The following is a 23104-nucleotide window of genomic DNA, read 5'->3' on the forward strand; positions in this document are numbered from 1 at the left end:
CGTGATCCGGCAGATGTCTTTTCCCGTTTCGGGCCCGCAGGAGGTAGCCGAGAATGCTTAGCCGTATAGCCGAATCCCTTTTCTGGATCGGGCGTTATGTGGAGCGGGCCGATGGCACCGCCCGCATCCTTGATGTGCACCTGGAGCGGCTGAACCACCTGCCCATGGACGAACGCAAGAGCGTGGCCAAGGAGCTCCTGGCCGTCATGGGCGCCCGGCCGCAGAGCGAGGACTTCGGCCTGCCGGAACTGCTGCACGCCCTGGCTTATGACAAGACCAGTGCCACGTCGATCGCCGGTTCCCTGGGGGCGGCCCGCGAGAACGCCCGGCGTGCCCGCGAGACGGTTTCCTCGGGCCTGTGGGAGAGCCTCAACACCACGTACTACGGGCTGAGCCAGCACCGCAAGGACGTGGTGGGAACCTACCGCTTCTGCAACTGGACGCTCGAACGGACTGCCATGGTCAGCGGGCTTGCGGACACCACGGTCAGCCATGACGAGAGCTGGCTGTTCCTGGTGCTGGGCCGCTCCCTGGAACGGGCGGACATGACCGCACGCATGCTCTCCACCCGGGACGTCCTGTCCGCAGGCATGTCCTGGGTCAACATGCTCCGCTGCGCCGGCGCCTACGAGTCCTTCCTGCGCACCCGACGGGCCGCCTTCGGCGACCAGCACGCCGCGGAGTTCCTGCTGCTGGACCGCCTCTTTCCGCGGTCCATCGTCTACGCCCTGCGCGATGCCGACGAATGCCTCGCCAAGCTTGACCCCTCCGCCCAGCGGGTGGGCTTCATCAACGACGCGCGCCGGATCGTGGGCCAGGCCCGGACCTTCCTTGAGTTCCACCGCACGGACGACCTCATGTCCGAGCTGCCCGAACACATGGAACGGGTCCAGAAGGCCGTTTCCCAGGCCTCGGACGCCATTTCCCGTAAGTACTTCAATCAGGCGGACGAACTGGCCTGGGTGGGAGAAGTTTCATGACCCGGCTGAGCATCGTGCACAAGACGGCGTACAAGTACAACAAGCGTGTCACCCTGTCCTACAACGAGGCCCGGATGACCCCGCTGACCGATTCCCAGCAGGTGGTCCTCGAGTCCGTCGTGAAGGTCTCGCCGTCGCAGGCGGCGGTGAGCACCTACCGTGACTACTGGGGCACCAGGGTCACGGCGTTCGACATGCAGATGCCGCACGAGCACCTTGAGGTGGTGTCCAACATCACGGTGGAGGTGCACCGGGCGGAGAAGATTCCGTCCGAGTCCGACATTGTGGGCTGGGACGTCCTCGCCTCGCCGGAGACCCTGAACACGTTCAGCGACTGGTTGCCCCAGTCCCGGCTCAGCGGCCCCGGGGACGAAGTCCTGGGCATCATTCCCAAGGTGGTGGCCGGCAAGAACCCGCACGAGGCCGCGCTGGCCGTGTTCTCGTGGATGCGCGGCGAGATGACCTACATGTCTGGTTCAACTGCCGTCACCACCAATGCCGAAGAGGCGTGGGGCCAGCGCCAGGGCGTGTGCCAGGACCTGGCCCACCTGGCCATCGGAGCGCTGCGCAGCTGCGGCATTCCTGCCCGTTATGTCTCCGGTTACCTGCACCCGCGCTCCAGCGCCGGGATCGGCGAGACCGTGGCGGGGCAGTCCCACGCCTGGCTCGAGTGGTGGGACGGTGACTGGCGGAGCTGGGACCCCACCAACCACAAGCCCGCGGGCGACTTCCACGTCACCGTGGCCAGGGGCCGGGACTACCGCGACGTGCCGCCGCTGAAGGGCATCCTGTCCGGTGGCGGCGGGTCCGCCCTGAGCGTCAGCGTGGAGATCACGCAGCTCGCCTGAACCCTTGGTTCCGGCCCGCCTATTCCGGCGCGGTCTTCACCGAGCCGCTGAGCTGGGTCCACCAGGTCAGCGGCTCGGTTACCTTGAAGCGGCGCCCGGTCACGGAGTCCGGGGTGATCCGCACGAAGGCGTCCTTCCGGCCGGCCTGCCAGGGAAACAAGTACAGCTGCGAGGTGTCCAGGACTTCGTCCGTCCCGGTGACCACCCTGCCCGTGCCCTTGACCACCACGCTCCAGGCCAGGCCGGTGGCGGAATCGACGCCGTCGGCTTCAAGTGCCACAGCCGCATCGCCGGATGCACCGGAGAGCTTGGTGCCTTCGCCGGTGCGGAACACCAGGGTGCCGCCGTCCACGGCGTAGTTGATGGGGAAGCTGTCCGGGCGCCCGTCCACCAGGACGGCGAGCCGTCCCACGGACACGGTCCGGAGCATCGCCCAGCATTCGTGGTGTTCGAGGTTCTGGACGGGGGATGAGGGTTCGTCAGTGGAGGCTCGCTCGGCGTTCATGGCGCCGAGCTTACGCCTACCAGGGGCTCGGCTTGTAGTCCTTGAGGAACACTCCGTACTGGTCCTCGCCGTTCTCACCCATCACGATGGGATCGTAGACGCGGGCGGCGCCGTCCACCAGGTCGAGGGGCGCGTGGAAGCCCTCCTCCATAAGCCGGACCTTGGTGAAGTGCGGGCGTTCGTCGGTGATCCAGCCCGTGTCCACCGCGGTCATCAGGATGCCGTCGGCCTCCAGCATCTCCTGGGCGCTGGTCCGCGTCATCATGTTCAGCGCCGCTTTGGCCATGTTGGTGTGCGGGTGGCCCGGCCCCTTGTAGGCACGGGAGAACTGGCCCTCCATGGCTGAGACGTTCACGATGTACTTCCGGCGTGCCGTGGAACGCTTCATGGCCTCGCGGAGGCGGCTTACCAGCAGGAACGGGGCCGTGACGTTGCAGAGCTGGACTTCGAGCATTTCCAGCGGATCCACCTCGTCCACCACCTGGGTCCAGCTGTTGATGGTGGCCAGGTCCGGGACCAGGCCACCGGCGTCGATTGCCGTCCCGGACGCGATCCGCTCAAGTGATGCGGAGCCGGTGGACAGGGCCAGCGACGTGATGGCGTCACCGGCGAGCACCGGATGTTCGGTGACGCTGCCCGCAAGTGCCAGGGGGTGCTTGTCGTGCGCGTGGCCGAACGTCAGGAGCTCCGGACCGCCATTGGCATGCTCAAGGGCGGCGGGAAGCGGTTCGTCCTCGGCATCAATCAGGGGCTTGTAGGCGTTGCCGGAGCGGCGGACCGTCTGAGCTGCGTTGTTGATGATGATGTCCAGCGGGCCGGCCTCGTTGAGCGAATCTGTCAGCGCCATGACCTGGGCGGGATCGCGCAGGTCGATGCCCACAATGCGGAGCCGGTGCAGCCATTCCCCGCTGTCCTCCATGGCCGCGAACCGGCGGGCAGCGTCCTTCGGGAACCGGGTGGTGATGGTGGTGTGGGCGCCGTCCCGGAGCAGCCGGAGTGCAATGTACATGCCGATCTTGGCGCGGCCGCCCGTGAGCAGGGCGCGGCGGCCGGTGAGGTCGGTGCGTGCGTCGCGTTTGCTGTGGCTGAAGGCGGCGCACTCCGGGCAGAGCTGGTGGTAGAAGGCGTCCACCTGGGTGTAGTGCTGCTTGCAGATGTAGCAGGGGCGGGACCGGATGAGGTGGCCGGCCACCTTGCCGGTGGCGGAGGGGGCCAGCTTGTTGCCGCGCGTTTCGTCATCGATGCGGTCCGGGGCGGCCGTGGCGGTCTGGGCCAGGACGGAGCGGTCGGCTTCGGCGATGAGGTCGCGCTTGGTGACCCTCCGGTGCCGTTTGACGGCCTTGAACATTTTTCCGGTGGCGCGCCGGACCGAGACGTAGTCCGGGTGCTCCTCGTCGTAGGCGTGGATCGTATTCAGGACCTTGAGGCAGGCCTGGATTTCCTCAGGCGTCAGATCGGGGGAGCTCATTAGGCCAATTTTACAGCCTGGAGCTCCCGCTTTAAGCGACGGCCGGCCGCACCGAAAATGGTGCAGCCGGCCGTCGCGAAGAGTCCTGGAGGGTTTAGGAGATCCGCGCCCCGGGACGCGCGCCGGGAACGGCATCCGCGGCGGCCGCGGCATGCGTCTGGGCCACCTTGTCAACGGATTCGCGGACGTCCGGGTACTGGGCCGCCGCAGCCTTGACGGCGTTGGGAACCAGGTGGAGGTTCTTCGCGGCGAGCTGCCGCTCTTCCTCGCCCGGTTCCGGGACTTCCTGGCCCTTGGCGAGCACGGTGATGCCGGACTCGGTGACTTTGAAGCCGCGGGCCCGGTCCAGTTCCGGATCCAGGCCGATGGCTGCGCCCGCGGGGACCTTGACGTTCTTGTCGATGATGGCGCGGTTGACCACGGCCCCTTCGCCGATCTGAACCTTGTCCATCAGGACGGAGTCGATGACCCGGCTGCTGGTTGCAACGAACACGTCGTTGGAAAGGACGGAGCCTTCCACCACGCCGCCGGAGATGACCACGCCGCTGGAGACGATGGAATCCAGGGCGGTGCCCACGGTGTTGTTCTGTCCGCGGACGAACTTGGCCGGCGGGGAAATGCTCTGCCGGGTGTAGATGGGCCATTCGGAGTTGTACAGGTTGAAGACCGGCAGCGGGGAGATGAGGTCCATGTGGGCGTCGTAGAAGGAGTCGATGGTTCCGACGTCGCGCCAGTAGGTCCGGTCGCGTTCGGTGGAGCCGGGGATCTCGTTAAGCGTGAAGTCGTAGACGCCGGCCTCGCCCTGGTTGACGAAGTAGGGGATGATGTCCCCGCCCATGTCGTGCTTGGTGTCCAGCCGTTCGGCGTCCACATGCAGTGCTGCAACCAGCGCGTCGGCGTCGAACACGTAGTTGCCCATGGAGGCCAGGAACTGGGTGGGGTCCGCTGCCAGGCCGGGGGTGCTGGCCGGCTTTTCCACGAACGCCGCGATTTTCTGCGGATCGTTCTGGTCCACCTCGATGACGCCGAACTGGTTGGCCATGTTCAGAGGCTGGCGCACGGCGGCTACCGTTGCCTTGGCGCCGCTGTGCACGTGCTGGGCCACCATCTGGGCGAAGTCCATGCGGTAAACGTGGTCGGCGCCGACCACCACCACAATGTCCGGGTTTGCGTCATGGATCAGGTTCAGGGACTGGTAGATGGCGTTGGCGCTGCCGAGGAACCAGCTCTTGCCCACGCGCTGCTGCGCGGGAACCGAGGCAACGTAGTTGCCGAGCTGGGTGGACATACGCCAGGTTTCGGAGATGTGCCGGTCCAGGCTGTGGGACTTGTACTGGGTCAGGACCACGATCTGCAGGTAGCGGGAATTCACCAGGTTGGACAGGGCGAAGTCGATCAGGCGGTAGCTTCCCGCGAAGGGCACCGCCGGTTTCGCGCGGTCTGCCGTCAGTGGCATCAGTCTGTTTCCCTCGCCGCCTGCGAGGACAATGGCCAGGACTCTTTTGTTCAACGGCATAATGGTCGCTCCTGTACGCCTTCGTAACTCCCCAAGACAGTCCGGCATGCCCGGACTCCTTCACACTAGAACAGTTATGCGTGAAGGACTACCTTGGGTCTTGTGCGAATAGACATTGTGACTAAAGAGTTTCCGCCGGAGATCTATGGTGGCGCCGGGGTCCACGTGGCCGAATTGAGCAGGGTGCTTAGTAAGCACGTTGACCTGCAGGTTCGTGCATTTGGGGCTCCCCGCGACGCCGACTATCATGGCGCGGCGGTGACGTCCTACTCCGTGCCGGAGGATCTTGGCTCAGCCAACGCTGCCGTGCAGACGCTTGGGGTGGACCTGCGGATCGTACCGGACGTCGAAGGCGCGGACCTGGTCCATTCGCACACTTGGTACGCCAATATGGCCGGGCACCTCGCCTCGCTCCTGCACGGCATCCCGCACGTGCTGAGCGCCCACAGCCTGGAACCGCTGCGCCCGTGGAAGGCAGAGCAGCTCGGCGGCGGATACGCGCTCTCATCCTGGGTTGAGAAAACTGCCTATGAGGCCGCCGCGGCCATCATCGCGGTCTCCGAGGGCATGCGGCAGGACATCCTGCGCAGTTACCCGAACGTTGACCCGGCCAAGGTCCGCGTGGTCCACAACGGCATTGACGTCGAACTGTGGAACCGTGACGAGAACGACGACGCCGTCCGCGCCCTGGGGATCGACCCCACAAAGCCGAGCGTCGTCTTTGTGGGCAGGAACACGCGCCAGAAGGGCGTTCCCTACCTCCTTCGCGCCGCCGCCAAGCTGCCCGACGACGTCCAGCTGGTCCTGTGCCTCGGCGCGGCGGACACGCCGGAACTTGCTGCGGAGACCGCCCGCCTGATCGAGGAACTGCAAAGCCAGCGGACCGGCGTCGTGCTCATTGAACGCATGCTGCCCCGCAATGAGCTGATCCAGGTGCTGAGCCACGCCACCGCCTTCGCCTGCCCCTCCATCTACGAGCCGCTCGGCATCGTCAACCTTGAGGCCATGGCCTGCGGGGCTGCGGTCGTTGCCAGTGCCACGGGCGGTATTCCCGAGGTGGTGGACCACGGAAAGACGGGCCTGCTCGTGGACCTGGAGCAGGTGACGGACGGCACCGGCACCCCGCTGGACCCGGAAAAGTTCGTCAGCGAATTCGCCGCGGCACTCACCGAGGTGGTGTCGGACCCCGAGCGTGCCCGTGCCATGGGGCAGGCGGGCCGGCGGCGCGCCGAGGAGCACTTCTCCTGGGAATCCATCACGGAAACAACGCTCGAGGTGTACCGCTCGGTGCTGCCGGCACAGGGCTGACCGCCGCTTAGCCAAGAACGACGACGGCGCCGTTCCCCTGCGTGGGGAGCGGCGCCGTCGTACGTTCAGCAGTCAGCAGACGAAGTCCTGCACCTGCCGGCCAGGCCCGGTCACTTGGTCCGGCCGGCCGCTGTCCTGGCGATCAGCACCTTTTCGTCAACCGGGGACTGTCCACTTGCCCGCTGGCTCCGGAAGTGGGCCCTTGCCTCGTCCTGGCGTGTCTTCTCGGCGCCGGTGGCGATGGCGGCGCGGACGTGGTCCTCGCCGTACCCGAAGGCATCCACCAGGTCCAGGGCGTGCGGGCGGATCTTCACCAGCAGCCTGTTGATGTACTCGCCCACGGTGCGGCCCCGCTGCATGGAAAGGCGGCCGTTCATCAGGTACCAGGAAAGGTTTTTCTCAATGAGGGAAAGGCCGAAGAGGTCACGCAGCCAGGTCAGGACAGTCCTGGTTCCGGGGTCGGTCACGTCGCGGAGCGTGTCCGTGAAGGCCTCCCACTGCAGCAGTTCGGCGTGCGCCTGCGCGGCGTCGATGAGTTCATTCTGGTGCCGGTTGAACAGGGCGGCTCCCTTTTCGTGGGAAAGCCGGTTGCTGCCCTTCAATGCGGCGCCGGCCTCGGCCACCATGGTCTGCACCCTGTCGGTCAGCAGGGCGCGCTGGCTTTCCTCGTCACGCAGGGCAATGGCGGCTTTCTGGACCGAGCCGTTGTCAGCAACAAACTGTGCCACCTGGCGCAGGCCGGTCCGGTGGATGGCAGCTCCGGTTGCCTGGCCCACCACATAGCGGGCCAGCACACCGAAGTCGACGCTCCGGAATTCCCTGGCGTAGTCGGCCAGGAGGCGTTTGGCCACGAGCTGCAGCAGGACGGTGTTGTCGCCTTCGAAGGTGGCGTAGACGTCCAGGTCCGCGCGGAGCGAGGCGAATCGGTTCTCGATCAGGAAGCCGGCCCCGCCGCAGGCCTCCCGGCACTCCTGCAGGGTATCCAGGGCGTGCCAGGTGCTCAGCGGCTTCAGGGCCGCGGCCAGGGTTTCCAGGTCCTGGCGGTCCTCGTCCGTGTCATGGGCGCCGGAGAAGACATCATCGAATTTCTGCAGGAGCTGCTCGTGGGCGAAGCCGGCCGCGTAGGTGGTGGCGAGGCGTGTGAAGAGCCGGCGCTGGTGGCGCTGGTAGTCGAGCAGGACTTCCTCGTCGGTGTGTGAGGAGGCATTGAATTGCCGTCGCTCGGTGGCGTACTGAATGGCCGCCTTCAGGGCAACCTTGGACGCGGCGACGGCGGCGCCATCCAGTGAGACACGCCCCTGGACCAGGGTCCCCAGCATGGTGAAAAAACGGCGGCCGGGGCTGGCGATGGGTGAGGAGTAGGTACCGTCCGCGGCCACGTCCCCGTAGCGGTTTAGGAGGTTGGTCCGGGGGATCCGGACGCGGGTGAAGTGGAGCCTGCCGTTGTCGATGCCGTTGAGGCCGCCCTTGATGCCGTCATCTTCACCGCCGATGCCGGGGAGGAATTCCCTGGTTTCGGGGTCGCGGAGGTCCACGTAGAAGGCGTGGACCCCGTGGTTGACGCCCCGCGTGATGAGCTGCGCGAACACCACCGCGCCCAGGCCGTCGATGGCGGCGTTTCCGATGTAGTCCTTCCAGGCTGCGCGGGAGGGGGTGTGGACCACGAATTCCCCGGTGGCGGGATCGTAGGTGGCCGTGGTGGCGATGCTGGCAACGTCGGAGCCGTGCCCGGTTTCGGTCATGGCAAAGCAGCCGGGAATTTCCAGGCTCATGATGCCCGGAAGCCACTTGGCATGGTGTTCCCCCGTTCCGAGGTGCATTACCGCCGAGCCGAAGAGGCCCCACTGGACGCCGGCCTTGATCTGCAGCGACGGATCGGCGACCACGAGCTCTTCGAAGCCGGCGATGTTGCCGCCGTGGTCGTCACTGCCGCCGAGGGCGGAGGGGAAAGCGCGGTGTACGGCGCCGTTGTCCACCAGGTACTGCAGCTGCCCGGATACCCTTGCCCGGTGGTCCGTGTGGGTCAGTCCCTCGGTCTTGTGAAGTTCAGGACGTGCGGCCAGGTCGCGTGCCTGGAGCCGGACGGCGGCCCATTTGCCCAGCAGCTGTTCGCCGAGGGCATGGACGTCGACGGCAGGCTGGGCGGAGCCGGGAACCAGGCTCGGTGCGGGCACGGGGGCATGCCCCTTTGCGGCGGAGCGGTCCACTACTTCAGTCATGTCAATGTCCTTCGTTGGTGCTGACAGGGGCTTGTGGTGCGGGAGTGTTCAGGTTCGGGGGGCAGGCGACAGTTCGGGGGCGATCCCGACGCACAGCCATGCGGTGATCTGCAGTGCCATGGCTTCCTGGCCGGGTTTGGCGGGGGAGTCCGGAGTGCTGAGCCATTGTTCGCCCGCGTTCCTGACCAGTCCGATGGCGGCCTTGGGCCAATAGCCGATGACGGCTTCCTTGCCGTCGCCCAGGTGGGAACGCATGGGGGTGGCAATCATGTCCGCAATCGCATCAAAGAAGTGGCCCAACGCGCCCGAGTTGGGGGAATCTCCGGATTCCCCGGAGGTGGAGCGGGTGACGAAGGTGTACACGTTGGGGCTGGTGTCAGCCATCTGCAGGTACGCCGACACCATGGCCAGCAGCCCTTCGCGTGGGGTCAGGGCGTTCTGTGCAGCTTCCTGGATGCGCCGCTGCATCTGGCTGAGGACCACTTCACCCACAGCCTGCTGGAGGCCGGCCTTGTCGCCGAAGTAGCGGTAGAAGACTGACTTGGACGTTCCCGCTGCTGCGGCGATTTCCTCCATGGACGCGTCGCTGCCCAGCACGTGCACGGCACGCCGCGCCTGCTTGATCAGTTCCCGGCGCCGCTCCTCCCGGTGGCTCTGCCAGCGGGAGGAGCGGCCGTCAGGCTCCGAACCGATGGAGGGCGCAGCAATTCCCGTTTCCGAAATGTTCACGATACCCAGCGTATCAGGTACGCTGGGTATCGGTAACCGCATGTGACCAGAGGAGACAGCCATGTCCATTGACGGACAGTCCATTACCGGCCCCGGAGAATCAGGCGTAACCAGCGCTTCCGGCCCTGCCCTTCGGAGGGCCGTGGTCGTCGGAGGCAACAGGATTCCCTTCGCCCGCGCCGGCGGTTCCTACGCCAAGTCCTCGAACCAGGACATGCTGACAGCTGCCCTGGACGGCCTTATTGCGCGCTTCGGCCTGCAGGACGAGCGGGTGGGGGAGGTAGCCGCGGGTGCAGTCCTCAAGCATTCAAGGGATTTCAACCTCACCCGTGAGGCGGTGCTTGGCTCGGCCCTGTCCGCCGAGACTCCTGCCTACGATCTCCAGCAGGCATGCGCCACGGGACTTGAGACCGTGGTGGGGCTGGCGAACAAGATCAAGCTGGGCCAGATCGAGTCCGCAATTGCCGGCGGAGTGGATTCCGCTTCGGACGCCCCGGTGGTGGTGAGCGAAGGACTCAGGGAAGTCATTCTCGACCTGAACCGCGCCAAGACCATTCCCCAGCGGCTGCAGATCCTCAGCCGCCTGCGGCCCAAAGACCTGGCTCCACTGGCGCCCGGCACCGCCGAGCCCCGGACCGGCCTTTCCATGGGGGAGCACCAGGCGCTGACAACTGCACAGTGGAAAGTTTCCCGTGAGGCCCAGGACGAAGTGGCACTCAACAGCCACCGCAATCTCGCCGCCGCCTACGAGTCCGGGTTCTTCGACGATCTCGTCACCCCATACCGCGGCCTGGCACGCGACGGAAACCTTCGAGCCGATACGTCCATGGAAAAGCTGGCCGCCCTGAAGCCTGTCTTCGGCAGGAACCTCGGTGCGGACGCGACCATGACTGCCGGCAATTCCACCCCTTTGACGGACGGCGCCTCAACCGTTCTGCTGGCGTCCGACGAGTGGGCCGACGCCCGGGACCTTCCCAAACTGGCAGCGATAGTGGACGCCGAGGCTGCAGCGGTGGACTTCGTACACGGCAAGGACGGGCTGCTGATGGCACCAGTCTTCGCAGTGCCCAGGCTGCTGGCACGGCACAACCTCACCTTGGCGGACATCGACTTCTTCGAGATCCACGAAGCGTTCGCAGCTACCGTACTCAGCACACTGGCGGCGTGGGAGGACGAGGAGTTCGGCCGTACGCGCCTTGGCCTGGATGGTGCCTTCGGCAAAGTTGACCGCGCACGCCTTAATGTCAACGGATCGTCACTGGCGGCCGGCCACCCCTTCGCCGCCACCGGTGGCAGGATTGTGGCCACCCTGGCCAAGCTCCTCCATGCCAAGGGCACCACCGACGGCCGGCCGGCACGGGGACTGGTCTCGGTCTGCGCGGCCGGCGGCCAGGGCGTCGTCGCGATTCTCGAATCTCTGTAAGGGGTCACCGATGACGGACAAATATGCACAGCTGGTGAACCAGGGCCTGGGCAGGAACGTGGCCAGGAAACTGGGGTTGCCCCAGCCGGCGGTGCTGCGCAGGTACAAGCCCGGCCAGCCGCTGATCACCGGACCCATTGTGGTCCAGGGAGACTCGGCGGCCGCCGACAAACTCGCTGCAGAGCTGCTGGCGTGGGACCTGGATGTCCGGCGGCACGCGGTTCCCCGGGAAAAGCTTGGTGCCATCATCCTGGTCCTGGACGACGTTGCGCGGCCGGAGGACCTCGAAAAGCCGGTCCTTGCCGCAGGGGCCTCGCTGCGCGACCTTGCGCCCGGCGCCCGGGTCCTGACAGTCTCACGGCCGGCTTCCGAGGCGGATTCTCCCGCCGCCGCTGCCGCCCGGCAGGGTGTGGACGGGTTCCTGCGCTCGTTGGCCAAGGAACTCCGGGCCGGCGCCACCGGGAACGGCATCCTCCTCTCCGGGGACGTGGAGCCGACCAGCCCGTCAGCCTTGGCGGCTGTCCGTTTCTTCCTGTCCGGCCGCTCGGCCTTCGTGGACGGCCAGTTCCTGACTGTGTCCAGCACCGACGGCCAACTTCCGGACGATTTCGACAGGCCGCTGGCGGGCAAGGTTGCCGTCGTGACCGGCGCCGCCCGGGGGATTGGCGCGGAGATCGCCCGCACCCTGCACCGTGACGGCGCCACCCTGGTCCTGGTGGACCTGCCTGCGGCGGGGGACCATCTGGCGGCAGTGGCCAATGAGGTAAAAGGCACCGCACTCCAATTGGACATCAGCCGGGACGATGCCGGCCAAAGGATCATCGAGCACGCCGTTCAGCGGCACCGGCGGCTTGGCATCATGATCCATAACGCGGGAATTACCCGGGATAAGCTGCTCGCCAACATGGACCATGCACGGTGGAGTTCCGTGATCAATATCAATATCGCCGCACAGCTGCGGATCAACGAGGCACTGCTGGCGTCCGAACACTTTGGGCCCGCACCCCGTATTGTTTCTGTTGCTTCCACCAGCGGCATCGCCGGCAACAGGGGGCAGACCAACTACGCGGCGTCAAAGGGGGGAGTGATGGGAATGGTACGGGCAACAGCCCCGCTGCTGGCCGCATCCGGCGGCACCATCAACGCCGTGGCGCCGGGCTTCATCGAAACTGAGATGACCGAACGGATTCCGTTCGCGCTGCGGGAGATTGCCCGCCGTGCGAACTCCCTCCAGCAGGGCGGTAAACCGTCCGACGTCGCAGAAGCCATTTCCTTCCTGGCCAGCGGTGCCGCCGGCGGAATCAATGGCGAGGTGCTGCGGGTATGCGGGCAGAACATGGTGGGGGCATGACGCCCCTGCAGCCGGTCATCCTCGGGGATATGCCGTCGCTGTCCAAGCTGTACGTCAACGCCGCTGCGCAGGCGGCCAGGCGCAGGCTGCTGGGAACGCATGATTCGTCGGTTCTGCCGCTCGAAAGCCACGAGGTCAGGGGTGTCACGGTGGACGTTGCCAACCTGACCGCGTACCAGCACCTGCTGGGCGAGACGGCCAGTGATGTGCTGCCTGCCGGTTTCATCCATGCCCTGGCTTTTCCGCTTGCCATCAGTGTGATGAACAGGGACGACTTCCCGCTGCCCTTGCTCGGCATGCTCCACCTGCGTAACAGCGTTGAGCAACGCGCCCCACTGCTCTTCACCGACGCGCTGGACATCACTGCGAGGGTGGAGAATCTCCGTGGGCACCGCGCAGGCACTCAGGTGGACGTGGTGGCCGAGGTGCGGGTGGCCGGCACGCAGGACGTCTGTTGGCGGGGTATCTCCACCTACCTTGCCAAGGGCGTCTTCCTGCCCGGGGTGGATAAGCCCTCCTCGGCACCGGTCCGAAGAGACTTCAAGGCACCGGACCCCACCGGTGTGTGGCAGCTGGGCGTCGACGCGGGACGGGCTTACGCAGCTGTGTCCGGTGACTTCAATCCGATCCACCTCAGCGTGCTCTCAGCCAAGGCCTTGGGCATGCGCCGGTCCATCGCCCACGGCATGTATCTGGCGTCGCGGGCGCTGGCGGACGTTGGCTCGGTCCGTGGGGATTCCTTCACATGGGACGTTGACTTCGACGCCCCGGTGTTTCTTCCCTGCCGTGTGGCCCTGGAAATCAGCAGCGACCAGGGTGGGTCCGGGACATGGAAGCGTTCGGACTTTGTGGCCTGGAACCCCAGATCAGGCCGCTGTCATTTCAGTGGTTCCGTCGCTGCGCTTTAGGCGGCGGGCCGAAGGGCGCGCAGGATGCGGTGGAGGCTGAGCAGGATCGATTCGGACGCCGGAACAGTTCCCTGCTCGGCTTCCCTGCCTGCGGTGGCGGCCATGCAGGCTTCCACCGCTGCCCGCGCCGTTTCGAAGCGCTCCCGCTGTGCAGGCTCATCCGTGTCGCGGTAGGAATGCAGCAGTTCCCCGGTGGCCGTCATGGCGTCCGCCAGCGGCCCGCTGTCCTGCACGGGCACCTGGTAGGGAACGTCGCTTTCCCAGATCACGTCCGACAGGACGTCCGTCATGTCCTGGATGTGGAACGTCACCCGTTCGAGCTCGCGCAGGTTGCGGTAGTCGAGATCCACGTCACGGGGGTGGAGCTTTCGGCGCGGGTTTGCCCGTCGGCTCGCGTCGGCCTCCTTGACCAGGTGCCGTACCGACCGGGCAGCTGAGGCCAGTTCATCTGAACGGCGCGACCATTCTTCGTGCTCAGGGGGCCACTCCTCCTTGAGGGCCGCCCCCATGTCCGTCAGCTGGGTCCCGAGCGCACGCCGAAGTTCATCCAGGCTTTCCGCGGCTGCGTTCAGGTGCAGCGGGGGAAAGACCAGGAAGTTAACGCCAATTCCCACCGCTACGCCCACGCCCATCTGCACCAGGTACCCGAACGAAAAGTCGTCCGGGTTGCTGCCGCCTACCAGCAGAACCAGCAGGGCCGCCGTCGGGATCCAATCACTTCCCGAGCCAATGCGCGGGAGCCCGCCCAGCAGGACGCCTACGCCCATAAAGACGGCAACCGTGAGCGGGGATGGATCGGTGAAGTTGACGAGCACAAAGGCGAGCCCGATACCCAGGGCCAGCCCGGTAAGTGCCTGAAGCCCCTGCCGCACGGAGCCAGCCACGTTGTGGTACATCACCACCAGTGCGCCCAGGGGCGCGTAGTAGGGATAGTTGGCGGCAGCCCCCGGCATCAGCGGAGCGATCATGAATGCCAGCCCGGCCGCCAGAGCCGCTTTCGCCGCCAGCTGCAGGCGCTGGGCGGCGAAAGCCGCCGACAACCCGGCCACCGCCTGTTTCAGAATTTGGGTTCCCCTGGCCCACCTCAGATTGGGGCGTGCTTGAGACTTGACCATCCGCCCAACCCTAGGGCGCCGCTTCCTGCATAACAACACGGCTGGTCAGGGCGTCAAGAAACCCTGGGGAACGGGGGACCTAGGGAAGTTTTGCTGCCGAGCGGCGGACCTCAGCAGCCAGCCGGTGGGCCTTCCCGGGCGTTCGCCCGTCCTCCTGCCGCCGCGGAATGTAGCCAAAGGCCAGCGCGTAGGCGGGATCAGCGAAGCCCAAGGCGGCGTTGGCTCCCTCGTGGCCGAACGCGCGGTGGCTGCCGAAGTTCCGCGAGGGGTGCGGCTTCATGAAGACGACGGCGAAGGCATTGTCCAGCCCTGAGGAACGGTCCAGGCCCCAGACCTGTTCGCAGGACATGACGTCGACGGTTTCGGGGGTGAGGAACGGATGCCGGTTTCCGACGCCGGTGGTTGCGGCGGCATACAGCCTGGCCAACCCTTCGGCCGATCCCACACCTCCGGCCGCCGACATTCCCGCAGCACGGACGGACCGGATGTTGGGGAGCTCCATGATGCCGCTGATGGGTGCATTGCTGTTCAGGCCCTCGAGGCTGAGCGGATCCAGCCATGGCAGCTCCGCGGTATCTTGGTCCACGGCGGGCTGGTAGAGGACGTCCCGGTAGCGCCGTTCCACGTCCGCGGGCAGGCCCAGGAAAAAATCAACCCCCTCCGGTGTGCGGATCCTCCGCTCGTAGACGCTCTGAAGCGATTCCCCTGCGGTGCGGCGGCAGAGCTCTTCCATGATAATGCCGATGGTGAGGGCGTGATAACCAAACTGCCGGCCCGGCTGCCATGAGGGGCGGGCCGCCGCCAGCCGCGCCGCTGCGGCAGGAGTTGTGAATTCGTCCAGGCCAAAGCCGCCCTCCAGTCCCATAAGGCCGGCCTGGTGGGAGAGTGCCTCGCGCACCAGGAGCCGGTCCTTGCCATGCACGGCAAACTCGGGCCAGTAGTGGGCCACCGTGGTGTCGAGGTCCAGCAGGCCGTCCTGGACCAGCAGTGCGATCACCATCGCCGCGACACCCTTGGAGCAGGAATAGGCGCCGGTCACCGTCTCCGGTGTCATATCGGGACCGCCGGTGAGGTTAACCACGGGCGCTCCACGATGGTAGGCGGCAAGCTGTGCGCTGTAATTCGGATCGTCTAGAAGGAGGGACTCGAACAGTTCAAGCACGTTGTCGAATCCGGGCGCTACGAAGCCTTGAAAAGTCTGCACCCGGACAGTTTAGCTAGAAAGCGCTTTCCGCTACGTCTGCGGACCGTGTCCCGCTGCTACTTCTTCTCCTTGCCTGACGGGGCCCGGAGGCGTCCCGTCCCCAAACGGCCGGCCGCCCAGGGATTCCCTGCCGTGATCCTCCAGCCATCCGCGCAGGTCTGGTCCGGCTGGAACAATGCCCGTGGGGTTAATGTCCTCGTGGACGATGTAATAGTGCTGCTTGATCTGGACGAAATCCGTGGTGTCACCAAAGCCGGGAGTCTGGAAGAGGTCCCTCGCGTAAGCCCACAACATGGGCATCTCGCTCAGTTTCTGCCGGTTGCATTTGAAGTGCCCGTGGTAGACCGCATCGAACCTGGCCAGCGTGGTGAAAAGCCGCACATCGGCTTCCGTAATGGTGTCACCCACCAGGTAGCGCTGGCGGGTGAGCCGCTCTTCCAGCCAGTCTAGAGCTGCCCAGAGGCGTTCGTACGCGGAGTCGTAAGCCTCCTGTGAACCTGCGAAACCGCAGCGGTACACCCCGTTATTTACCTCGGTGAAAACCCGCTTGTTCACCTGGTCGATCTCTTCCCGCAGGTGCACGGGGTACAGCTGCGGCGCGCCGGGCCGGTGGAATTCGGTCCACTCGGTAGAGAAGTCGAGGGTGATCTGAGGGAAGTTGTTGGTTACTACGGCGCCCGTTGGGACGTCCACTATCGCCGGGACGGTAATCCCCCGGGGATAGCCGGGGAAGCGTTTAAAGTAGGCCTCCTGCAGGCGTTCGATGCCCAGGACCGGGTCCACGCCGCCGGGATCAAGGTCGAAGGTCCACGAACGTGAATCATGGGTGGGACCTGGTTGGCCGAGGGAAATGGCGTCCTCCAGGCCCAGCAGCCGGCGGACGATCACGGCCCTGTTGGCCCACGGGCATGCCCGCGCTGCGATGAGGCGGTAACGCCCCGCTTCAACCGGCCAGCCCGGTTCGCCATTGTCGCCCGGCCTGCCGTCCCGGGTGATGCGGTCCTCTATGTAGTTTGTGTCCCGGGTGAATTCTGCCCCGCCGGTCACATACGCGCCGCGGGTGCTGTGCTCGGCCGTCTTACCATCGGCGGCCTGCTGGATGCTGTCCGTTTCCTGGCTCATGGCATAAGCCTATGCGCCCCGGAGCAGGACCGTGGAGATCGGCTGCCACGCCACGAACCAGGAGCCGCCGACCAGGGCAGCAAAAAGGGTGATCCAGATGGCGGAAGGCACGGCAGTAGCCCGGTAGAGCAGGTATGCATCAGACGTGGAAAGCCGCTCCCTTCTGCGGACGTGGACGTTTGCCAGTTTGATCAGGTCCCGTACGGCGCCCACCAGCAGTGCCAGGCCCAGGATGACCGCCACATGCCCCACAAAGGCATCCGGCACCACGAGGATCATCGTCAGCCCGCCAACAATCGCGACGGCAGTGATGAGGAAGCCTGCCAGGTTGCGGATGAAAAGAAGCGAGGCAGCCAAAGCGACGGCGCTGCCCGCGATGGACGCTGGCCCCCACCCGCTGAAGCCGCACATCACAAACGCCGCACCGACGATCGCCGGAACCGGATACCCCCAGAAACATGACCAGGCGGCGGCAAGCCGGCTCCGGCTGTAGGAGGTGGTGGTTCCCGAGTGGTCCAGCCGCAGCCGTATTCCGGACAACCGCTGCCCGCTCGTGAGGGCGGCAACGGCATGGCCCAGCTCATGGACAGTCGTGGCCAACAGGCCAAAGTACTTCCAGGACCGGCTGGGAATGGACAGGGCGGTTGCCAGCACGACCGCCAGCAAAAGCTCAGTGAAGGAAATGGCAGGAAGGTCCGTGCGGCGGAATGATTCAGCCAACGCCTGCCAAAGATCGCCGGGGATGTTCATCCGGGCCTCCGGAAAGACGCGTTGCCACTCTTAGCCATAAACGTCCACGTTACTGGAGCAGGCTGTGTGCAGGCTTAAAGCCGAAAGGCACGCCGGCGTGCAGCGTGCCTTTCGATCCGGCAGTGCCGCGGACGTGTCCGCAGCACATTGGCGGCTGTGTTTACTAGCCCTCGCACTCGGTGCAGTAGCTGTGGCCATCTTTCTGGCGGGCAATCTGGGACCGGTGACGGACCAGGAAGCAGGAGTAGCAGGTAAACTCGTCCTCGGCCTGCGGAATGACCTGCACCACGAGCTCCTCGGCGACAAATTCGCCTCCGGGAACGCCCGCGCCGTCGAGCCCGTCAGCCTCATCCAGCTCAAGGACAACGCTGCGCGCGTCGGGAGCATTTGCTGACTGGAGCTGCTCGAGTGAGTTGTCCTGCGATTCCTTGACGTCGGAGCGCAGTTCATCGTAATCGGTTGCCACTTTGGGTGCTTCTCTTTTCTTTGGTTCGCCTGTCGCGTATGAAACGTACAGCATCAAGCGGGTATTCCCCAATAGACGGAGTATATTTGCCGCCGTCTGGGTAAAGGTTCAAAGGAGGCGGCCTTCAGGGGAATAACCCTGTTGTGGCCACACGAGCAGCGGAGGGCGCGGCATAGCGACGCGGTCTCCGCCCGAATCGAAGGGGCGTTTGTGGAGCAGCTCACTGCGGAGTTCGGCGGTGCCGGGCAGGTTGGCACAGGTGTGGGGCCGGTGCTGGAAAAGTTCGATGACGTGTCCAGGATCGTTGTGCTGCGCGGCGGCGGGCTCGGTGACCTGATTTTCGCCATCCCGGCGATGGCCGCCCTCAAGGCTGCCTATCCCGGAGCGGACATCACACTCCTGGGTACTCCTATACATAGGGCACTGCTCGCGGCCGTTAAGAGCCCGGTGGACGAAGTGTGCGTCCTTCCTTTTTCCGAGGGTGTCCGGCCCGGAAGCGAAGACCCTGTGGAACTGGACACGTTCTTCGAGGACATGCGCGCACGCAGGTTTGACCTCGCCGTCCAGGTTCATGGCGGCGGCCGGTATTCAAACCCGTTCCTGCTGCGGTTGGGCGCGCGCCACACTGTGGGTACCAGAACAGCGGACGCCGCCAGCCTGGAACGGACCGTTCCCTACCTCTACTACCAGCACGAGCCCCTGCGGGCGGTGGAGGTGGCGGGATTTGCGGGGGCTTTCCCCGTTGACCTTGAAGCGCGGCTTGAGCCTGTTGAGGGACTGTCGCCCGGTCCTGCAGGGAAGGACAACGACGCCAGCCAGCCCCTCGTGGTGATCCATCCGGGCGCAACTGATCCCCGCCGTCGTTGGCCGGCTGAGCGGTTCGCTGAACTTGCCGCCGCCTGCGCCGCGGACGGCTACCGGGTGATGGTTGTCGGGGACACGAGCGAGCAGGAGTTGGCGGAACGGATTGCCGGCCTTGCGGCATCAGGGGCCGTCAAATCCGTGGCCGGGAAATTGGAGATGTCCGGGCTCGTGGCGCTTTTGGCTAATGCGGCCGTGGTGGTGGGCAATGACAGCGGCCCCCGCCATCTTGCGCAGGCACTCGGGGTGCCCACCGTAGGAATTTTTTGGGCAGGAAATGTTATCAACGCCGGGGCACTGGGCCGCAGTCTGCACAGGATCCATGCGTCCTGGGTGACTGCCTGCCCTACCTGCGGGATAGACGTCACCCAGGTTGGCTGGACGGCGCCCCGCTGCCCCCACGATGACTCCGTTGTGGCAGGGATCGAGGTCCGTGATGTTTACGAGGACGTCCGGAGCCTCGTGGCCACCGGAGCAGCAAAGCAGGATGCATGAGCGGCGGGGAAGGGTTGGAGCGTGCCGGCACCAACAGCGTGATCGACGGGAAGCCGGAGCTCCTGGTTCTGCGCGCCTTGAAGCTGGGTGATCTGCTGGTTGCGGTGCCCGCGCTGAAGGCACTCCGCCGGGCATTCCCGGAGCACCGGCTCCGGTATGCCGCCCAGGGTTGGCTATCTGAGGCACTGGGACTGGTGGGCGGCTATGAACTGCTGCCCACCCACGGCCTCGACGAGCCGCTCGCCATGGAACCAGGCGTGGTGGACGTTGCCGTCAACCTCCACGGCAGCGGCCCCGAGAGCCAGGGGCGGATTGAAGCCCTCCAGGCGCGGCACACCATAGGGCATCGGAGCCAGTTCCGGGACGGCCCGCCCTGGCGTGGTGAACTCCATGAACGGGAACGGTGGGTCCGGCTCCTGGAGTGGCACGGCATTGAAGCGGACCCGCTGGATGTGCAGCTGAACCTGCCGCACGTTCCCAGCCCTGTTCCGGGCGCCACGGTCCTGCATGTGGGGGCGGCATACGGCAGCCGGCTTTGGCCGGCGGAGCGGTTTGCTGCCGTTGCCGCCGCGCTGGCTGACGCCGGCCACAATATTGTCTTTACTGGAGGCAACTCAGAAAAGGAACGTGCGGTGGAGGTATGCAGCCGTGCCGGGTTGCCGCCGGAGGCGGTACTGGCCGGTCACCTTTCACTGGGGGAGTTCGCGGCCACCATCGCCGCCGCCCGGCTGGTGATCTCGGCTGATACCGGCGCGGCACACCTGGCTTCGGCGTACGGTACGCCGTCGGTGGTGCTGTTCGGACCCGCGCCTCCCGAGATTTGGGGACCACCGCCGGGACCCCATGTTGTCCTGACGAAGGCCGAACTGCGGCTGGGGGATACGTTCTCCGGACAACCGGATCCCGCGTTGCTGGCAGTACAGGTGCCCGACGTCCTGGCAGCAGTCCGGGAGCTGGGATTGTTCTAGCAGCACGGTGCATCAGGTCTGTGGAAGCCTAAAATGGAGGCATGGGCACTGACATGGAGATTGCCTTGGTGTTGTTGGCTGCGGTGCTGTGGGTAGCGGTAACGCTGAGCATTCTGTCTGCCATTGATCGCTCCGAGAGGAAGGCCCGCCGGCAGCAGAAGCGGGAGGACCGCGCTGGAACGCGAAGGGTCGAGTACCGGCCCGTTGCAGCCGGCCCGCACCACGAGGGACATGGCAGGCGTCTCCGGCGGAGGCTGCGGCCGCACTGATTGCCGATTCCGCCGCTACTGTGGCAGGCCGCCTGTCACCACGATGGGTGGACGGGTGCCGTGGTCCCCTGCTGCGAACGCAGCGATGGCCCGCGCAATCTTCAGGCCGCCCCGGGACGACGGCTCTATCGCGTTGGCGTAGTCACCATCCTCGGTGCAGACGAGCCGGAGATCGATCAGGCCCGCTCCCCGCGAAAAGGCCGCCCTGGTGATGGAATCGTTGAAGAGGCACAGGGCCGCCTTGATGATGGCCTGGTCCGGCCCTGACGGGGGAGTGTCGTAGATCGTACAGACGGCAACCGGCAGCCCCGTATTCATCAGCGCGTCAGTTACGGCGTCGTATTCTGAGCCGAACCTCTTTTGGGCGTTGGCCAGGATGGCGAGGGCCACTGCCACCGATGGTGCCGGCTCCTGCAGCAATGGCGCGTACCCGAGTGCGTCGTTTCCGCCAACGCTGACCACCAGATGCGTTGCATCCCGGGGCACGGCAGCCAGCTGCCGCTCCACGCCCGCCATGACGTCGCCGTCGACCGCCACCAGGCTGCACCGCCACCCTGGGAGTTCCTGGCGTAGCTGCGTGACGACGTCGGGATCGCCGCCGACGTAGGCGGCGTTGTCAAAGATGGAATCGCCGAGCAGCACGACGTGGCCGGGACCGGGCTCGACTGCCAAAGGTGCCTCCATGTACCCATACTGCCCGGACACTCGATCCGGTGCCACTGGTGGCGCGTGGGGAAGAATTTCAGATGAAGTTTATCCATCGAAAGGACTTTTTAAGGCTGCTGGCTCTAGGATGGGCTGGTCTCATCACTTTGACATTCCGGGGGGAATCCTTGAGCTATCCGCAATACCCCAGTCCGCAGCAACAGTCCTACCAGCCTGCAGCCGGCGAGCCGCCGTTATGGGCGCCGCACTACGGCGCCAGCCTGCCCGTAGCGGTGCGCCGCTTCTTCAAGAAGTACGCCACGTTCTCGGGCCGCGCCAGCCGGAGCGAATACTGGTGGTGGGCGCTTGTCGCTTTCCTTGTCGGCGTGGTCCTCAACATCATCACCTCGGTGGCCGGAGCCCCCGGCGCTACGGTGGCCGCAAACGGCACGGCGCTGCCCGGGCCCGGTGCAATCGTGGGCAGCATCCTGATGATCGTGTGGGGCCTGGCGGTCATTGTTCCGTCCATCGCGCTGCTGGTCCGCCGGCTGCACGACGCCAACCTGAGCGGCTGGCTCGTTCTGGTGATCCTGGTGCCGATCCTTGGCGCCCTGGCTCTTCTGGTTATGGCCATCCTGCCGTCGAACCCGGCGGGACAGCGGTTCGATCAGCCCACCGGCTACTGACGCCGGCCTTGCAAGAGGGAGCTCGCCTGAGGCGGGCTCCCTCTCGTTTGCCGGCGTTGCGGGAAGCTTGATTCCGCCCATGCCGGGCACTAGGTTATCGATTACCGGTAATAGCGGTAGTCGATAATTCTGGGGGAAAAATGAAACTGGTCAGGCCTGCGGCGACAGATGCCAGGTGGAAGATGATTGTGTCCGGGACTGACGCGCTGCTGGTCATGATTTCTGTGGCCGTTGCCGCGGTCATCACCACAACATGGACGGTAGTGAGCATTCTGGGATCCTTTACCGGAGCGGCCACTGTCACTCTTCCCGTTACGACCGATAACCGGGTAGCGGATGGCTTGTCCCTGGGGGCAACCGGGCATGCTACTGCCCTCGAGGTAACCTTCCCCGTGCTTCCCTCCGGCCCGGCAGGGCTGCTGGCGTGGGCGGGGGCGTTAAACCAGGTGGTTGTCTTGGTAATTCTGGCCATCGTGTTCCTGCTGGCGTACCGGCTGCGCAGCCAGGTCCTGTTTACCCCGCGTTCGGGCTGGATCATTGGTTCCGGCGGTTTTGTCCTCGTCGTCGTCGGGGCCATTGCCCAGTTCCTCGATGGGTGGGGCCGGAGCTTGCTTGCGGACCTGGCCGGAGCCAATGGGCGGATTCCGGGGGAGTCTGCCCATTTCTCGATGGAGTTCAGCGCGGTCCCGTTTTTGCTGGGCACCGCCATGCTGCTTGTGGGCGGCGTGTTCCAGTTCGGCGGCCGGCTGCAGAAGGACACCGAGGGCCTGGTCTGATGCCGGCAGAGGAATCCTCGAACATCCACTGCCGGCTCGATGAACTGCTGGCGGACCGCGGAATGACCCTGACTGAGCTGAGTAAGCGGGTTGGCGTCAGCCTGGTGAATTTGTCCGTCCTGAAGAATGACCGGGCTAAAGCCATCCGGTTCTCAACCCTCACGGCCATCTGTGAGGTGCTCGACTGTAACGTAGGTGATCTGTTGACCACCGCGCATCCGCGCCCGTGATTGCCTGCTCAGCTGCCATCCATCAGGAGCTTGATGGGAGGGGTGGTGATCGGCCCCGGGCAAGGCGGAGTGCCGCCGACCCTTGTCCAGATCAACGCGTTGTCCTGCTGAGCGAACACCCCACCGTCAGTCGTGAGCGCACGGACCGTGACGTGCTGGGGCGCGCCAAATGGGAATGTGAAAACCCACCTGGCTGTCTCCGCCCTACGCCCATACATTAAATTCGGAGGAGGGCTGTCCACTGCCGGTGCCGGGGACGCCC

Annotated in this window: 22 protein-coding genes; 11 read left to right on the forward strand and 11 right to left on the reverse strand. The window is 65.6% G+C overall.

What is annotated here, in order from left to right:
• Positions 1-53 precede the first annotated feature (53 nt).
• Complete coding sequence (locus DXK94_RS01135; protein ID WP_079596101.1) at positions 54-980, forward strand: alpha-E domain-containing protein; 927 nt, start codon at positions 54-56, stop codon at positions 978-980.
• Positions 977-1828 (forward strand): transglutaminase family protein, encoded by an 852-nt coding sequence (locus DXK94_RS01140; protein ID WP_079596102.1) that lies wholly within the window; start codon positions 977-979, stop codon positions 1826-1828. Before DXK94_RS01135 ends, DXK94_RS01140 begins: the two co-directional genes overlap by 4 nt.
• A 19-nt stretch (positions 1829-1847) precedes the next feature.
• Here the strand turns inward: DXK94_RS01140 and DXK94_RS01145 are convergent, their stop codons facing one another.
• The 3 genes from DXK94_RS01145 to glgC form a co-directional block, all read right to left on the reverse strand.
• Positions 1848-2333, reverse strand: a complete 486-nt coding sequence (locus DXK94_RS01145; protein WP_115523455.1) for a pyridoxamine 5'-phosphate oxidase family protein — start codon at positions 2331-2333, stop codon at positions 1848-1850.
• Between the two features lie 16 nt (positions 2334-2349).
• Positions 2350-3801, reverse strand: a complete 1452-nt coding sequence (locus DXK94_RS01150) for an SDR family NAD(P)-dependent oxidoreductase (RefSeq protein ID WP_115523456.1) — start codon at positions 3799-3801, stop codon at positions 2350-2352.
• A gap of 94 nt (positions 3802-3895) precedes the next feature.
• Positions 3896-5317 carry a glucose-1-phosphate adenylyltransferase gene (glgC, locus tag DXK94_RS01155; RefSeq protein ID WP_115523457.1) on the reverse strand — a complete coding sequence of 474 codons (1422 nt, stop codon included), beginning with the start codon at positions 5315-5317 and terminating at the stop codon, positions 3896-3898.
• A 102-nt stretch (positions 5318-5419) separates the two neighbouring features.
• On the opposite strand from glgC, the gene glgA reads away from it, so the two are divergent.
• Positions 5420-6625 (forward strand): glycogen synthase, encoded by a 1206-nt coding sequence (glgA, locus tag DXK94_RS01160; protein ID WP_115523458.1) that lies wholly within the window; start codon positions 5420-5422, stop codon positions 6623-6625.
• Between the two features lie 110 nt (positions 6626-6735).
• On the opposite strand, the gene DXK94_RS01165 is transcribed toward glgA, so the two are convergent.
• The gene (locus DXK94_RS01165; RefSeq protein WP_115523459.1) at positions 6736-8844 is read right to left on the reverse strand and encodes an acyl-CoA dehydrogenase; all 2109 of its coding nucleotides are present in this window, start codon (positions 8842-8844) and stop codon (positions 6736-6738) included.
• Positions 8845-8892: 48 nt separating this feature from the next.
• Complete coding sequence (locus DXK94_RS01170) at positions 8893-9573, reverse strand: TetR/AcrR family transcriptional regulator (protein WP_395927802.1); 681 nt, start codon at positions 9571-9573, stop codon at positions 8893-8895.
• Positions 9574-9634: 61 nt separating this feature from the next.
• Between DXK94_RS01170 and DXK94_RS01175 the strand changes: the two genes are divergently transcribed.
• Genes DXK94_RS01175 through DXK94_RS01185 form a run of 3 tightly spaced genes read left to right on the forward strand, consistent with a single transcriptional unit; the run spans position 9635 to position 13255 of the window.
• Complete coding sequence (locus tag DXK94_RS01175; protein WP_115523461.1) at positions 9635-10996, forward strand: acetyl-CoA C-acetyltransferase; 1362 nt, start codon at positions 9635-9637, stop codon at positions 10994-10996.
• 10 nt (positions 10997-11006) lie between these two features.
• A complete protein-coding gene (locus DXK94_RS01180) occupies positions 11007-12347 on the forward strand; it encodes a 3-oxoacyl-ACP reductase (RefSeq protein WP_115523462.1) in 1341 nt (446 codons plus the stop codon).
• Positions 12344-13255, forward strand: a complete 912-nt coding sequence (locus DXK94_RS01185; RefSeq protein ID WP_115523463.1) for a MaoC/PaaZ C-terminal domain-containing protein — start codon at positions 12344-12346, stop codon at positions 13253-13255. Before DXK94_RS01180 ends, DXK94_RS01185 begins: the two co-directional genes overlap by 4 nt.
• Here the strand turns inward: DXK94_RS01185 and DXK94_RS01190 are convergent.
• The 5 genes from DXK94_RS01190 to DXK94_RS01210 all read right to left on the reverse strand — a co-directional run bounded on the left by DXK94_RS01190 (position 13252) and on the right by DXK94_RS01210 (position 17912).
• Positions 13252-14304: an aromatic acid exporter family protein gene (locus tag DXK94_RS01190; RefSeq protein WP_115523464.1), complete on the reverse strand. Its 1053-nt coding sequence runs from the start codon at positions 14302-14304 to the stop codon at positions 13252-13254. The two genes, DXK94_RS01185 and DXK94_RS01190, sit on opposite strands and share 4 nt — an antisense overlap.
• Positions 14305-14449: 145 nt before the next feature.
• Positions 14450-15574 (reverse strand): serine hydrolase domain-containing protein, encoded by a 1125-nt coding sequence (locus DXK94_RS01195; RefSeq protein ID WP_115523465.1) that lies wholly within the window; start codon positions 15572-15574, stop codon positions 14450-14452.
• A 30-nt stretch (positions 15575-15604) separates the two neighbouring features.
• Entirely contained in the window at positions 15605-16696 is a 1092-nt protein-coding gene (locus DXK94_RS01200) for a glutathione S-transferase family protein (RefSeq protein ID WP_115523466.1), read from the reverse strand.
• A 9-nt stretch (positions 16697-16705) separates the two neighbouring features.
• Entirely contained in the window at positions 16706-17446 is a 741-nt protein-coding gene (locus tag DXK94_RS01205; RefSeq protein WP_115523467.1) for a M50 family metallopeptidase, read from the reverse strand.
• Between the two features lie 163 nt (positions 17447-17609).
• The gene (locus DXK94_RS01210) at positions 17610-17912 is read right to left on the reverse strand and encodes a DUF4193 domain-containing protein (RefSeq protein ID WP_066275770.1); all 303 of its coding nucleotides are present in this window, start codon (positions 17910-17912) and stop codon (positions 17610-17612) included.
• 210 nt (positions 17913-18122) lie between these two features.
• On the opposite strand from DXK94_RS01210, the gene DXK94_RS01215 reads away from it, so the two are divergent.
• Both DXK94_RS01215 and DXK94_RS01220 read left to right on the forward strand, forming a co-directional pair.
• A complete protein-coding gene (locus DXK94_RS01215; protein ID WP_115523468.1) occupies positions 18123-19268 on the forward strand; it encodes a glycosyltransferase family 9 protein in 1146 nt (381 codons plus the stop codon).
• Positions 19265-20236, forward strand: coding sequence for a glycosyltransferase family 9 protein (locus DXK94_RS01220; RefSeq protein WP_115523469.1), 972 nt, complete (start codon positions 19265-19267; stop codon positions 20234-20236). Before DXK94_RS01215 ends, DXK94_RS01220 begins: the two co-directional genes overlap by 4 nt.
• A gap of 284 nt (positions 20237-20520) precedes the next feature.
• Here the strand turns inward: DXK94_RS01220 and DXK94_RS01230 are convergent, their stop codons facing one another.
• Positions 20521-21189, reverse strand: coding sequence for an SGNH/GDSL hydrolase family protein (locus DXK94_RS01230; RefSeq protein WP_115523471.1), 669 nt, complete (start codon positions 21187-21189; stop codon positions 20521-20523).
• Between the two features lie 149 nt (positions 21190-21338).
• Between DXK94_RS01230 and DXK94_RS01235 the strand changes: the two genes are divergently transcribed.
• The 3 genes from DXK94_RS01235 to DXK94_RS01245 all read left to right on the forward strand — a co-directional run bounded on the left by DXK94_RS01235 (position 21339) and on the right by DXK94_RS01245 (position 22842).
• Positions 21339-21836: a DUF805 domain-containing protein gene (locus DXK94_RS01235; protein WP_181884706.1), complete on the forward strand. Its 498-nt coding sequence runs from the start codon at positions 21339-21341 to the stop codon at positions 21834-21836.
• Positions 21837-22018: 182 nt separating this feature from the next.
• Positions 22019-22612, forward strand: coding sequence for a hypothetical protein (locus tag DXK94_RS01240; protein ID WP_258868389.1), 594 nt, complete (start codon positions 22019-22021; stop codon positions 22610-22612).
• Complete coding sequence (locus DXK94_RS01245) at positions 22612-22842, forward strand: helix-turn-helix transcriptional regulator (RefSeq protein ID WP_079596119.1); 231 nt, start codon at positions 22612-22614, stop codon at positions 22840-22842. Before DXK94_RS01240 ends, DXK94_RS01245 begins: the two co-directional genes overlap by 1 nt.
• The last annotated feature ends 262 nt before the right edge of the window (positions 22843-23104 follow it).

This window comes from Arthrobacter sp. RT-1 (assembly GCF_003367205.1).
Taxonomy (GTDB): domain Bacteria; phylum Actinomycetota; class Actinomycetes; order Actinomycetales; family Micrococcaceae; genus Arthrobacter.